Raw genomic sequence first — 13,705 nt, forward strand, 5'->3', positions numbered from 1 at the left:
AACTATTATTTTTTGGCGGTTTTTTGAGAAGGTTTTGGAAGCTTTAGAAGGGGTTGTTGGTTTTGCGTGTGTTTGGAGGGGGGTGTTTGGTTTAACCATTCAGGCCAATCCGTAGTCGAGGAGAAAGGAGAAGGCTTCGAAAACGGAAAGATTTTGGCTTTTTTGGTTAGCCTGCAAACTTGCCACCCTCCATTCACATCTTAAGAATTACGACATTATAAATATAAGCTTTATGAATTTAAAATAAAGATTCAGAATTACTATGCCAGAGACAAAACGCCGTCTAAAACGGCTTTCTCTGAAACAGTAAGCTGCATAGACAACCAGCATTTCAAAAGCACAGACAACTTTGGCAGCTCGCCACTAAAAGAAATAACTTGGTTGCCTTTAACTGCGTTAACCTCAAAAACACGTTCAGCCTCCTTAAAACTAAAGGACAGCATCCTTGCTTGAGAGGCAAGATTCTGGAAATCTTCCCAATTTTTGCACCTTAGGCTTAAATGTGGACCCATCGGAACCTGCGCATGCACTATTGCTGGCGTGGTTGGGGCGGGCTGTTTTGGCTGCTCAGCGGGCAGGGTTGGTGTTGGCGGCGCTGTTTTTGGTGTTGTTTGGGCGTGGTTGATTAGTGCGGCTACTTCTCTTTGGAGAAGGTCGATTTTTTTGTTTATGCCTTCGATTTTTCCTGCCATTTCGCCTGTGTCACTTATTTGTTCGGTGACTGTGCCTAGTTCGTTGATTAGTTTGTCGAGGTCTTTTTCGTGTTCTTTGAGAACGTTGACTATGAAGTCAAGTGCCTCTAATGCTTCGTTTTTTGGTTTATCTGATATGTGCTTTTTCCCCCTGATATCGCAAACCTTACTATACGAGATATGCTTTTAAACATGACGAATCCTAAAACAGGACTCAAACTACAGATTCAAAATAAACAAAAACACCTAATTAACCTTAACCCAAAAAACCACAGATATGTTGCTTTTGCATAGACTACCCTTCTAAGTAGATTAAACATCTAAGTGAACCCTATTTGACTATACTTTAACTGCATTTGCTTTTTTCCTACGCGTAAACGCCATCAGAATAACCAGTGCCCCAGCGACAACTATTGCTGCAACTATGCAACCTGCCAAAGTGGCATCCAGAAGTGGCTCATCCAAAGCCGCGAGGTCCATTTTTATTTGATGTGTACTGTGCGAGTAATTCAAGGTTATAATCCACGATGTTTCATCGGAGAAAATTTGGGGCTCAATCAAGTCCCCATCCAAATACACTCTCAAATCATCCAGGTTTGGAAGAAAACTCTTAGCCACCGATACATTCACGTAGCCTGTGGTTCCAGAGTCCCCCGTAACATTGAAACTTAATTCCTGTTTTTGGCTGTCAAAGGCAAGAGCGGTTATTGTGCTGTTTGATTGGAAATTGAAAAATTCGGGGTTAGGTGTTGAAGATGGCGTTTGGGTTGGTGTAGTGGTTGAGTTTAGGGTTGCGTATTTGAGCCAGCGATCCATATAGTAGCTTATATGCGGGGTTCCAGCTGAATCAAGAGCAAGGGAACATTCATGCCCTTCTGTGTCTACCGTTTGTATGTTCCAGCTTGAACCAGTCCATGTAGCATACTTAACGCCTGGATTAGTCGTAAATGCTATATGGGGATTATTTGCGGAATCTAAAACAAGAGAACATGAGTAGGCAGCGGTCTTTGAATATATCATCTCAACATCCCAACTTGAACCGTCCCAACTGACATATTTCAAACCAGAAGGAAAGCCAGTGTCACAATAGCACATATGCGGATAACCGTTTGAGTCTAAAGCAAGAGAGCATGACCACGATGGACTTCCGCTTGAATCCACAGTTTGAACTTGCCAACCTGAATCTGTCAAAGTGGCATAATTAAAATCGTGCTCATAAGAACCCATATTGAAGCAACAAATATGTGGAGTACCTTTTGAGTCAAATGCAAGTGAAGAAGTTTGTCCTCCACCAACCGTTTGCATATCCCACTTTAAACCATCTAAACTGGCATATTTGCCATCATAACTAATATGAGGATCACCATTAGGGTCTAAACAAAGAGAAGAGTAATAACCACCACGTGAAACACACAATGTATTCCAATCTGAACCATCCCAATTAACATAGAATAATGCTGCTCCAGTTGTGAGGTCAGCATAGGTTATGTGTGGGTTATTAGAAGAATCCAAAACAAGACAGATGTCACCGCCAAACCCGCTAGTGGAAGCCACTTTTTGGGTACTCCAACCAGTTCCGTTCCAACTAACATAGTTTAAACCTTCACCGATACCGCCATAAATTATATGAGGGTACCCATTAGAATCTAAAGCAATTTTGGTATCATAAACGTCTTCTCTCATATCTTTTACTTTTTGAACATTCCAAGTTGGGGCTGCTGCTTGTTGGGCTTGTGTTTTGTAACAGCTTAAAAACATGGTTAAACAAAGTGTGAGCACCAATATACTTACCATAACTGCCTTTTTTTGCAAGTACTTAACCCTCAATTGCAACTTGTGGCATCTACCTTTATTATCCTATCGCAAAAAAGGGTGCTTAACTTTGGGTTTTGTTGTGAAGGGTTTGCAGGTAGCTTGGGAGGCTTTCAATACAGCGAATCTCCTTGCCTGCTAAACGGAAGAGTTGAAGCCAAAAGGTTTGGTCGGGAACGATTTTTAGGCGTTCAAGTTCAACTTTGAGGCGACGTGTGGCTTCTTTACCGCGCCTGTCAAAATCCAAAAAAAGAATAACCCTGCCCGAACCTGTCTGCTCTATTTCTGAGATGACATCAAGGAAGGATTTGCCCCCTGTTTTCAGGGTTAAAACTTTGCCGCTGATTCCCAGTATTTTTAGTGCGTCAGCATCTTTTTTGCCCTCAACCAAAAGGGGTGTGCCTTTGGCGGCTTCAGTGGTGAGTTGAACGATAAGTTCTTGAAGTTTCTCTTCTCTTTCTCTGAGCCGAGATGACAAGGCGTTTACCTTGTGACTTTGGCTTTGCGAATTGTCTCCAAGCAGTCTTTGGCTTCCAAGTTGTTAGTGAAGTAACGGCGGACAGGCTCCAGTATTTTTCCAAGTTCAGTGGCGACGCCGTTTTTGAGGTCCATCGGGTGCAGGTTTCCTTCGGCAAAGGTTGTTTCGAGTTGTTGGAAGCTTTCAAAGCAGATGTTGCCGCCGAATTTGGCTGGGCGTTCAATCGTGAAGGTTGAGTGTTCTCGGAATATGATGTATTTAGCGATGTCTAAAATTGGGTTGTATTTTATTGTGCGTTCGGGGCAGAAGGCTTTAGACATTTTTTTCTTTATCTCTTCGGGTGTGTCGTAGATGAATATGCAGGTGTCAGGTTTGCTTTTGCTCATTTTCGCTGATGCCACTGCCTCTTTTTCTTGCCCCTCGGGAATTGGCCAAATGCCCGGTTTTGCCAGTCCCTGTAGCAGGTGATGATGGATGCAGACAGGTTTGTAGCAACCGATTTTCTCGCCGATTTCTCGTGCTACCATATTGGCTTTACGCTGGTCCATGCCGAGTTGGCACATTTTGACTTTCATGTGAAATATGTCAGCTACCTGCATGGGCGTGTAAAGGTAGTCGCTGACGTAGTGGGCTTCGCCTTCCTTGCGTCCCGCGATTTCCAGCGTGCGGGTGGTTCGTGCTAAGGTGAGATTTTTGGCGATAACCATGGTTTTAGCCCAGTAATCCAAATTGTCATAGAGCTTATCAGAATAAATGAACTCAACCTTGTCACCGGGAACACCCAATGCAAGCCAACTATGCCTAAACAAGTCAGCGGCTTTACGGATAAGTTCAAGGTCGCCGCCGAGCTTATTGTTGAGGTATGCGTGCCATGTAGCAAGGAAAGCTTTGAAATGGATGCCTGCTTCGGCGAAGTCTCTCATTTTATATGCGCAAATCACGCCTGTTCCCAAATGCGCCAGCCCTGATGGTTCCCAGCCGTTGTAGGCGATGGGGTGCTCTTCAGTTTCCAAAAGTTGCCGCAAATCATCTACGGTTACGATTTCTTCAGTTGGTGGTCTGCAGATAAGCTCAAGTTTTTTCTCTAAATCCACGGTGTTTCAGCTCAATTGTCATAGCTTAGATTGTGACTGGTAATTTAAGAATTTAGTTGCTGAAAGGCTACCGTTGTTAAGGAGTGTATGCTGTTAGCTGGTACCAAATCGTGATTTTTTGCGTTGTGCTTTTTTTATGTAGGTTTGCATTTCTCTGTTTTGGATGGTTTTTTGAGAGAGCGTTTCTGGAGCATACGTCAAGGGCAATATAGCTAAGAATAGGAAGAAGCTGGTGAAGGAGAAGATTGCTGTTGAATTAATTAGTGAAGATATTTCAGTACCTATTGAAAGTTCAGTGAAAATTGAGAACAGGAAAGGCAAATAGCCGATGGCGTAGAATTTTTCGCTTTTCTTTCCCATTGCAATGTCACCCCAGATGGTCATCAGGAAAATAGTGTAAAATATACCCCACGAAACCCCATCAGCAACCGTGTAAAACCACCAACTGACAAGGTTTTGTTCAAAAAGCCCAAGACTCGCATATCCTATGCCTAAGAGCACAAAACCTATAAGCACAAGGCGTTTACGTCCAAAACGGTCAGCGAAAAAGCCTGTTGCTACCGCGATTACTCCTGCTAGCAAGTTTTCGATAAGTATTGATTGTTGGAATAAGTCAGGGAATATGTTGTTGACTATGGGTGTGCTGATGTAGTTGACTATTGCAAACATCATCCATGGAACGAAATAGAGGACAAATGTTTTGTTGGTGAAAACTTCTTTGTATTTGACATTTTTTTGAATGACTTGGTCGGGGGGTTTTATTATAAAGATTAATGCAAAAGCTAACGCTTGACCAATAGCTAAAACCACAGCGTTCATGGCAACACTAGAAAGACCTATGGCGCCAAGTAAAAACACGGCTATAAAACTTATTAGAAAAGTAAATCCGCCAAATCTTGCACGATTCTCCTCTTTAGTCACCCACGCAAAATATGCCAAAGCAACAGGCATACCTAAACCAAAATAGGCACCACTTAAAGCAAAGTAAAACATGGATTGATAAAGAACAGAAAAATCCATAACCAATCCCAAAAGCGCCAATGCCAACCCAACAAGCAGCCAATTACGAAGAAAAGAAATCCGACAGAACCTTTTAGATAAAACAAACCCGAAAAATATCGCAAGTACTGTTCCGATTAGGTTCATTGCCCAAATCATTGTTGATTGAGAACTTGAGAATCCAGCGGATACTGTTACGTCTGATATGAATTTGCCACTGTAGAGATACCACACAAAAGTATCAGCCACTAAAATTAATGCCGCAAAAAAGCTTCGGAAACTACCGTTAGGCGTACTTATGAAAGAGCGCTTAGCCGTAAGTTCCAAAATGGATCCTCAAATCAGTTAAAATAAGAAAAAGAGGTTATTGTGTGTTTTTGTGAGCAGAACAGGAAACAAAGGATTTTGCTCAGGAAATTTACCACCACATGCCAACTACGGTAGGGGTAGGTTTTGCTTGGATTTTAGCTTTCTTGTTCAATATTTGCCACCTCCATTATCCAATTGTGTGCCTGTTGAGTGTCTAATCTAACATGATAGGTTACACCAACACAGTTTGTATTGGTTGCATAGGAATGTAATGCAATAACAATGTTTGAGTCCCCAAGCAACACTGGACCACCTGAATCACCAGTGCAGATTCCGCCTCTACCATTACCAGCATTTGCTGAACACCGAATGTATTCATCGCTCCAAGCAAAATTACCTGAAACTGTCGTGGCATAAGCGTAGTTGCGCATGATGTATCCTGCAGTTGCCGTTTCAAAGCCATATCCGACAAGAGTTACATCTGTTTTAGGCAAATCATCCACGATACCTAATTCGGGAAGTTGCCCATAACTGCTAACAACATTTGTTGGCACCGGCTCGTTTAGGATAATCACTGCCAAATCGTTATGCATAAAATCACCCAGTGCACCTTGAGTTGCCATGCTAAACTGTGGGTCTGGATAAGCGGTGCCTTCGTAAATGGAGGTTACGCCTTGAATCTGAAGCGCACCATCTTGGACACCCCACGTTATTGGTCCCTGATCAAAGCAGACCATGACGTTTGGGGTAACGCAACCATGTGCAGTTGTTATCATTACTGTTGGTGAAATGAGAACTCCGCTACAGATGGAAACGGGAAGTATGTTATTGCTGCTGTCCTGCTCGTAAAAGACTACTAAGCCGACAAAAGAGTGAGCATCATCTGGGTGTATGTTTCCTGTTATGGCATATGCTGGCACGGCAGATATTGACAGGATAATTATTAGTGCAAGAATTGTTGTTTGGGTTTTTGTTTGGCGCATTTTTGTGTCCTCTTAGCCCTTGGTAGGTTACTTTTTCGTAAGATATAAGTATATTGAACATTAATACATCATAATACCATTATATGCACCAAAACCAACTTCTAAAGAGAAAACAGCATGACCAAACAAGACCTCACCCTGCAAATACAAACCCTGCTCACAAAATACGGACAAAAAGGCCTACAAACCACAAAACAAAACCTCAAAGACAAAAACATTGCACAACCCATCCAAAAAATACTCACCTACTTCATAGAGGAAACATGGCCAAACACCCATCACCCCGCCCTCATCGCACTCAGCTGCGAAGCCGCAGGTGGCAACCCAGAGGCAGCCAGCACAATAGGCGCTGCAGTTGTTATGCTTACAGGCGCAGCTGACATCCATGACGACATAATCGATAACTCCAAAATCAAAAGCGGAAAACAAACAATCTACGGCAAATACAACAAAGAACTGGTTTTGCTGGCGGGCGATGTCTTGTTTTTGAAAGGATATTTCCTTCTTCAAGAAGCATGCAAAGGTTTTCCCGCAGCCAAACAGCAGGCAATAAACAGCACCATTGAGCAAGCATTTAACAAAATCGCAGCAGCCATAACCAGCGAAAGAGTTCTGCGAGAAAAACCAGTCAACCCTGACATGTTCCACAAGGTTTTGGAGCAAAAAGGCACGATAACACAGGCATGTGTGGAAGTCGGCGCGATTTTGGCAGATGCCCCTGAGGAGCAGCGGATGGTTTTGTGTCGTTTTGGGAAAACTTTGGGGTACTTGATGACTCTAAAAAACGAGTTTGACGACCTATACAAATGTGCCGAGATTAGAAATCGTTCAAAAAACGAGATTCTGCCCTTGCCGTTGCTGTATGCCCTAAAAGATAATGCGGCAAAAAAACAGTTAACTCCCCTGCTGCAAGGAAAAATAAGCCAGAAAAAAACCCGACAAATCGCGGAAATAACCGAAAACGTACAGCGCGTAATCCAACTAAAAACCGACATGTTCTACCTAAAAAACAACGAACAAATAAAACTAAGCCAGCTCCCAAACACTGACGCCCTAAAACTTCTCCTTGACTACACAGTCGTTGAGGCATAACGGTTTTTCGCGGGTAATGTCTCCCCCGTAACCTAACACTCAACCGCACAGCTAAGCGTCGCTTAAAGCTTGGTTAAGCTCTCTCGGCGAGGGATTTTGCTCCCGCAGCTCACCTGTTCCATAATTGGGTAGAACTCGCTCGTCACTGGGTGCAAGATTTGTGGTGCTTGCTCCTCTGTTGAGTCCGTCGTTATGGGTGCTCAATTTCGGTGAGCAAAAAAAATAGTACAACGGTACAGATTAAACATTGCTATACATTCTCGGTTATTTCGGAGACCCTCTCCTATGTTTTCTGCATAGGTTGGCTATTAGGCTCCTAATAGAAACGCAACCACTCCTACCCCTCTATGGTTTCTGCAATGAATTACTAATAGGCTCCTATTAGGCTCCAAATATGTTGGCACCGTTTCCAATCGTGATACCGAAACCTAAAAAAACCCACACAAACCTATCATTGCACCCAACAGGGGCCAGTAGATCAGCCTGGTATGATCGCCGCGTTCGCAACGCGGAAGCCGCGGGTTCAAATCCCGCCTGGTCCACCACAAAATTTTGCACTACCAATGCATTGTCATTAGCCTTTATGTTTGAAATTCTTAATTAGGGTCGTTATGTTTTATTTTTTATTGAGGCAAATATTGTTGTGTGCCTCTACAGCTGATTCTGTGTTAATTCAATCCAAAAAGAAGAAAAAGGCTCCAAAGAAGAATCGTGAGTTGTCAAGTCAAAAGACAAAGCTGCTTGAGTTAGCGGAGCAAGTAGCGCATTTTGGCAGTTGGGAATGGGATATATCAAAGCCAAGAGCAATTTGGTCTCCTGAGTTGTTTCGGATTTTTGGTATTGCACCAAGACGTGAGGGATTAACCCTTGAAGAATACCGAAGTTTCATTCACCCAGACGACTTAGAGCGGATAAGCAAAAGAATGGACATAAGCAACGTGAAAGTCAAGTTAAATCAAACATCTAAAGTTGACTACCGTATAATCCGTGGTGATGGTTCTATTCGGACAATTCATTCTCAGCGTCAGGTAAGAGAAGTTACAGAGGAGGGCAAACTCAAAGTTATCGTAGGTGTAGACCAAGACGTGACCGAGCAAAAGGAGGCAGAGGAGGCGCTTCGTCACAGTGAGGAACGTTTTCGCGCAGTTGCGGAAGCAGCTAACGTTATGGTCTACGAATCTGACTTGGTCACGAATAAAGTCCACGTTGTTAGGGGTGAAAAGGAGCTGATGGGGTTTGAATCTTTTGAAGGTGGCGATCGAACTGTTGATTGGGTTTTAAGTCGCATCCACCCAGACGATGCCCCACATGTACTGTCAGTATGGGGTAAAGCAAAAAACAATCCGAACGTAAACTGGTACTCTTTAGAGTATCGCATACGTCACAAAAATGGTCGCTACCTCATAGTGAAAGATACTGCAAAAGCCGTAAAAGACAGGAACGGCAAAACAGCATTTTTTATCGGTGGCATACGAGATATTACACGACGAAAGCGGGACCAAGAAAAAATCAGGCAATACAGCAAGCACCTTGAGGAATTAGTGGATGAACGTACCCGTCAACTTCAGGAAAAAGAGCGGTTAGCTGCCATTGGTGAAACGGCGGGCATGGTTGGACATGACATCCGCAACCCTCTTCAATCGTTAACTGGTGATGTTTACCTCATAAAAACAGAATTAGACAGCCTACCCAAGAGCGGTATAACAAAAAGTATTATCGAATGCGTAGATAGTATCGAACATGATATTGGGTATATTAACAAAATTGTTGCGGACCTGCAGGATTACTCTAGACAGCTAAACCCTGAATTTCAAAAGGTGAACTTAGCAGAAGTAATTGGAGATGTGGTTAAGAAAATCTCTTTTCCTGATAATGTAAAGTTGATTCTAAACATTGAATCTGTTCCAGAAGTAAGCTTGGAACGCACTTTTTCTAGGCGGGCATTAACTAACCTAATCAACAACGCTATCCAAGCTATGCCAAACGGGGGACAACTTGAAGTCACAGCATATCAAGAAAAAAACCAAATTAACATGGTAGTTGCAGACACAGGGGTGGGTATACCAGATGACATTAAAGCCAAAGTTTTCACACCAATGTTTACTACTAAGGCTAAAGGTCAGGGGTTAGGTTTGGCGGTGGTTAAGCGTTTGGTTGAAGCTCAAGGCGGAAGCATCAGTTTTGAGAGCAAAATTGGTGTGGGTACAAAGTTTTTGATTAAATTGCCCATCGAAAGACCTTAACTAAAGAAGCTATGGGTTCAAATCCTTGTCAACTTTTTTGGTAATTTGTTACTTTTTTGGTTTTGTGCGTCCAGCGAAAATTGCGCCTGAGGTTCCAATTAAGTCGATTCCAACTATTCCTATAACTGTTGCAATCCCCGTATGATTCTCTCCGAAAAGTAGTTCTCCCGCTACCATCACAGCAGCCCCTATCAAACACAACGAAATCCCAAACACAAAAATAACAAACGCCCAACGCATTTGTTGCACGCCCATTCTATCAATAATAAAGGCTCTATATTCAGTTTAATGTTGTGGAAGAGGTGTTTATGGGAATCTTCTTATAGTCAGAGTTGCCCAGTTATTTTTTATGGGTTGAGTTTTATGGGTAAATTAAACGGTAAAGTAGCAGTTGTTACTGGCGCTGCTCAAGGCATCGGACGAGAAATCGCCCTAGTCTTGGCTGAGGAGGGCGCCGCGGTTTTTGTTTTGGATATTTCAGATAAAATTTTTGAGGTCGCCAAGGAGGCAGAAGGGGTTATTGCGGTTAAATGTGACGTAACTGATCCTGCATCTGTTGAATCCGCCATGACGCAAGCAATTGAAAAACATGGGAGCATTGACATTTTGGTTAATAACGCGGGGATTTATCCGCAGAAACCATTTCTTGAAATGACCAAGCAGGACTGGGACAAAGTCATAAACATCAACCTCAATGGAACCTTTAACTGCACCAAAGCAGTCATCCCAAAAATGGTTACAAAACATTACGGCAAAATCGTAAACATCGCCTCCATCGCAGGCGCAGTCGTGGGATTCTCCAACTTGACGCATTACAGCGCAAGCAAAGGCGCAGTAGCAGGATTCACAAAATCGTTGGCACTTGAAATGGCACCGCACGGCATCAACGTAAACGCGATTGCTCCTGGACCCATCGATGTTGGCATAATTCCTGTGGGCTCCGAAATCGCACAGCAAACCGTAAAAGCAATTCCTGTGGGCAGGATGGGGCAACCGCGAGATATTGCTGATTTGGTGGTGTTTTTAGCCAGCAACCAAGCAGGCTTCATCACAGGACAATGTATCGTGTGTGATGGAGGATACACGCTGCCCTAAACTCCGCTTTAATCAAATATAGCTGCCCTTTAGTATCTTTTATATTTACGTTTTATTTTACTGAAACCTATCAAGATAGCGATTGGTGAAATAAAGAATATGAAGTTACCAGGTTTTGTTCAGCAGGAAATCCAGCAAATTCATACACAATTAGCGCCTGAAAAAACCAGTTTGGAGTTGATTATGCTTCAGCAGGCGGTTTATAATAAGAAGGCGATTTGGCTACAGGGAACAGTTACTTCGGTGGTCAGCATTGATGAGATGGATTCTCAAACTGTGGGCACCTGGTTTATGAATCTGCCCACAACCGTGCAAACTACTGCATCAGCAACCTGCTTTTACCTGCAAGATGCTAGGGGTCAGCAAATTTTGGTGAAATATCCAAGTGATGTTGACGTTTCAGCAATGGATAACGTAACGGTAGTAGGTATTTTTAGGGCACATGGGGTTATTGTTGAAACCAAGGGGTTATTGCGGACAAAACAGGAAGAACTCAACAACTCCTTAGGGGAACCATTCATTGGAGCCATAACAGTAGAAAATCAGACCAAACAAAAAATGGAATACATAAGACAAAACCTGTAGAACCCGCGGATTTAAATGCTGCATACCAGCAATATTTTAAGTAACAGGTGAAAGCATGAGCAAAAAAATTGAATGCCGCAACACCGATTACACAAAGGGGTTTAGCATCACCCGTGAAAACGGCGTTTTTGTTGCAACCAAAGACAAAGTCAGACTAACAGCGGCGACAGCTGAAGAAATCAATAAGTTAATTCAAAACCAAAAATAGCCGCTAAACATCCAAACTGGCTCTTTTTCGGACTCCTGCCCCTATATTTTCGACACCGTCTATCTCGGGTAGTCTTGATTGGAGTTGGCTTCCTGCAGCAGCTTCAGCTTCCTCCAAAATCGACAATGCATCCGCGCTTGCCATGGTGGAAGTGACTTGTTGCATGTCACTTTGCTGCGTGGTAACCATAATGTCTGAGAGCAAATTGCCAATGTTACCTAATTCCTCGCTTGCCTGAGGGAAAATACTGCACATTTCGTTGCTGATTCCGCCCAAAGCATTTTTTGCTGGACCCAAAATAGTGACTAAATCGCCCATTTCTGAGACCGTGCTAAGACGCATGGAAACGCTTTGCAGTGCGAGGGAGGCGTTGTTTAGGAATTTTTTGGCTTTTCGGAGTTCTGCCAGTTCGGTTGCGAGGATGTTGGCACGTGCGGTTTCCCGGTTGGTCATGGCTTTGACGACTCGGCTAAAGAGTGCGTCTTCGCGTGCTTGGAAGCGTGCTACTGCAGCGTCAAGGTTTCGGGTCTGCATGTCTAGACGCTGGGTGACTTGTGCGATTTGGGTTTTTATGGGTTCTTGTTTTTTGCCTACGTTTAGAATTTTTGAGGTAACTGTTTCCTCTTTTTCTTTAGGTTTCCACCTGTCAATAAATCCCCTAACCACAACAATCACACAAACCCCATTAGAAGCGGATGATAAAAGACTTGTTTTAAACAAAAAGGTATAAACCCGCCCCATGAAGAAACTGTTTTTTCTCCCTAAATTTAAAGCCACACGGCTCAATAGGCTGAATCTTTGCGGTTTCTCATGGGAAAAAAATAAAATTAGTATTTAAGCAGTCAGCGTTTGAAGGGCTTTTTGTGCCCACTCATTATCATGCAACAGTGCCCGACCAATTGCTACCAAGTCCACTTTGCCCATCCGCACAAGATTGTCAGCAAATTCTGGCTGCGTGATTGCACCTACTCCAATAATGGGCACGTGGGTTTCTGCTTTGACGGCTTCTGCCTGCGGGATAAAGTAGCCTGAGATATGCTGGAGTTGCTTTGGGTTGCTTCCACACATGCCACCTGACACGTCCAAAATGTCCACGCCTGCTGCTTCAAGTTTTTGCGCGAAAATTATTGCTTCTTGCGCGTGGTTGCCGTTTGGTGCTAAATCATCCGCGCCCAACCGATACAGCAGCAATTTGTCACCCAGTGCCTTTTTGACCTTCTGCGTTACCAACAAAGGAAAGGCCATGCGTTTCTCAAGTGAGCCCCCAAACTCATCCTCACGCTTATTGAGCAATGGTGAGAAAAATTGGTTAAGCAAGTAACCGTGAGCACCATGGATTTCTACTCCGTCAAAGCCAGCTTTTAGCGCACGTTCTGTGGCGGCAACAAACGCCTCAGATATGGCGTAAAGTTCCTCGATTTGGAGCATTCGGGTTTTTCCGCGGTCGCTGGGTCCAGCAGGTTTTGCACTGATAACTTTCTCATTTGCAACGCCTCCTGCATGGCTAATTTGCACCACAGCAGGTGCACCCACTTCGTGAATAGCGTTTGCAAGCGCCTCAAACCCGGAAATTAAGCTGTCACTGTAGATACCGAGTTGTTTGGGTCCGATTTTGCCCATAGCTTCAACGTATGCATGCTCAACGATAGGTAATCCGATTGCGCTGCTGCGTCGTGCATAAAAGTTGATGAGTCGTGTGGTGACTTCGCCTTGGAAGCTTGCCCTGCCGCTTTGCATTGGGGGCATTACGATGCGGTTTCGCAGCATTATGTCTTTAACTGTTAGGGGGTCTTGGAGGCGGGGCATAGTGTTTCGAGACTTATTGCTTCTGTGCCCTATTTGAACTAGTTGGATTAAATCTTGCTTGTTGCCCTGTCCTCTATTGCTTGTTCAACAATGGCTTTTTCCATGAGACTTAGAAGCGCACTGTTCAGGTTGCCGCCGAAGTAGGGTTTAACAATTTTTTGGGCGAATTCTTGGAGTAGATTAGCGGAAACGCTGTGAAGCGTTAAATCCACCCGCAAATCCCCTGGGGTTGCGAATTGGGTTTCCGTCATGCTTGTTCACGGGCAGCGTTATCGCCGTTTTTGTTTAAAAGATGCGTGTCCAAACTGG

15 protein-coding genes and 1 tRNA gene are annotated in these 13,705 nt (G+C 43.7%); 6 read left to right on the plus strand and 10 right to left on the minus strand.

Annotated features, from left to right (window positions below):
* Nucleotides 1-260: 260 nt before the first annotated feature.
* From NWF01_03020 to NWF01_03045, 6 genes are all read right to left on the minus strand, one after another.
* Nucleotides 261-692 (minus strand): hypothetical protein, encoded by a 432-nt coding sequence (locus tag NWF01_03020; GenBank protein ID MCW4023989.1) that lies wholly within the window; start codon nucleotides 690-692, stop codon nucleotides 261-263.
* A gap of 339 nt (nucleotides 693-1,031) precedes the next feature.
* A complete protein-coding gene (locus tag NWF01_03025) occupies nucleotides 1,032-2,504 on the minus strand; it encodes a hypothetical protein (GenBank protein MCW4023990.1) in 1,473 nt (490 codons plus the stop codon).
* A 64-nt stretch (nucleotides 2,505-2,568) separates the two neighbouring features.
* Entirely contained in the window at nucleotides 2,569-2,982 is a 414-nt protein-coding gene (locus NWF01_03030) for a toprim domain-containing protein (protein MCW4023991.1), read from the minus strand.
* A 5-nt stretch (nucleotides 2,983-2,987) separates the two neighbouring features.
* Nucleotides 2,988-4,076, minus strand: coding sequence for a tyrosine--tRNA ligase (locus tag NWF01_03035; GenBank protein MCW4023992.1), 1,089 nt, complete (start codon nucleotides 4,074-4,076; stop codon nucleotides 2,988-2,990).
* 93 nt (nucleotides 4,077-4,169) lie between these two features.
* On the minus strand, nucleotides 4,170-5,402 hold the full coding sequence (locus tag NWF01_03040; protein MCW4023993.1) for a hypothetical protein: 1,233 nt from the start codon (nucleotides 5,400-5,402) through the stop codon (nucleotides 4,170-4,172).
* A gap of 137 nt (nucleotides 5,403-5,539) precedes the next feature.
* Entirely contained in the window at nucleotides 5,540-6,367 is an 828-nt protein-coding gene (locus NWF01_03045; GenBank protein ID MCW4023994.1) for a S1 family peptidase, read from the minus strand.
* 117 nt (nucleotides 6,368-6,484) lie between these two features.
* On the opposite strand from NWF01_03045, the gene NWF01_03050 reads away from it, so the two are divergent.
* The 3 genes from NWF01_03050 to NWF01_03060 all read left to right on the plus strand — a co-directional run bounded on the left by NWF01_03050 (nucleotide 6,485) and on the right by NWF01_03060 (nucleotide 9,702).
* Entirely contained in the window at nucleotides 6,485-7,459 is a 975-nt protein-coding gene (locus tag NWF01_03050) for a polyprenyl synthetase family protein (protein MCW4023995.1), read from the plus strand.
* Nucleotides 7,460-7,926: 467 nt separating this feature from the next.
* A tRNA-Ala gene (locus NWF01_03055) sits at nucleotides 7,927-8,004 on the plus strand.
* 171 nt (nucleotides 8,005-8,175) lie between these two features.
* Nucleotides 8,176-9,702, plus strand: a complete 1,527-nt coding sequence (locus NWF01_03060) for a PAS domain-containing protein (protein MCW4023996.1) — start codon at nucleotides 8,176-8,178, stop codon at nucleotides 9,700-9,702.
* 48 nt (nucleotides 9,703-9,750) lie between these two features.
* Here NWF01_03060 and NWF01_03065 read toward each other — a convergent pair whose 3' ends face one another.
* Entirely contained in the window at nucleotides 9,751-9,879 is a 129-nt protein-coding gene (locus tag NWF01_03065) for a hypothetical protein (GenBank protein ID MCW4023997.1), read from the minus strand.
* A gap of 186 nt (nucleotides 9,880-10,065) precedes the next feature.
* Here NWF01_03065 and NWF01_03070 point away from each other — a divergent pair, with 186 nt between their 5' ends.
* The 3 genes from NWF01_03070 (at nucleotide 10,066) to NWF01_03080 (ending at nucleotide 11,590) form a co-directional block, all read left to right on the plus strand.
* On the plus strand, nucleotides 10,066-10,797 hold the full coding sequence (locus NWF01_03070) for an SDR family oxidoreductase (GenBank protein ID MCW4023998.1): 732 nt from the start codon (nucleotides 10,066-10,068) through the stop codon (nucleotides 10,795-10,797).
* A gap of 99 nt (nucleotides 10,798-10,896) precedes the next feature.
* Nucleotides 10,897-11,382, plus strand: a complete 486-nt coding sequence (locus NWF01_03075; protein ID MCW4023999.1) for a hypothetical protein — start codon at nucleotides 10,897-10,899, stop codon at nucleotides 11,380-11,382.
* A gap of 55 nt (nucleotides 11,383-11,437) precedes the next feature.
* Nucleotides 11,438-11,590, plus strand: coding sequence for a hypothetical protein (locus NWF01_03080; protein MCW4024000.1), 153 nt, complete (start codon nucleotides 11,438-11,440; stop codon nucleotides 11,588-11,590).
* A gap of 3 nt (nucleotides 11,591-11,593) precedes the next feature.
* Here NWF01_03080 and NWF01_03085 read toward each other — a convergent pair whose 3' ends face one another.
* From NWF01_03085 to NWF01_03095, 3 genes are all read right to left on the minus strand, one after another.
* Nucleotides 11,594-12,256 carry a hypothetical protein gene (locus NWF01_03085; protein MCW4024001.1) on the minus strand — a complete coding sequence of 221 codons (663 nt, stop codon included), beginning with the start codon at nucleotides 12,254-12,256 and terminating at the stop codon, nucleotides 11,594-11,596.
* Between the two features lie 168 nt (nucleotides 12,257-12,424).
* A complete protein-coding gene (locus NWF01_03090) occupies nucleotides 12,425-13,396 on the minus strand; it encodes an NADH:flavin oxidoreductase (protein ID MCW4024002.1) in 972 nt (323 codons plus the stop codon).
* 47 nt (nucleotides 13,397-13,443) lie between these two features.
* Nucleotides 13,444-13,647: a hypothetical protein gene (locus NWF01_03095; GenBank protein ID MCW4024003.1), complete on the minus strand. Its 204-nt coding sequence runs from the start codon at nucleotides 13,645-13,647 to the stop codon at nucleotides 13,444-13,446.
* Nucleotides 13,648-13,705 lie beyond the last annotated feature (58 nt).

The organism is Candidatus Bathyarchaeota archaeon (genome assembly GCA_026014585.1).
GTDB lineage: Archaea > Thermoproteota > Bathyarchaeia > Bathyarchaeales > Bathycorpusculaceae > Bathycorpusculum.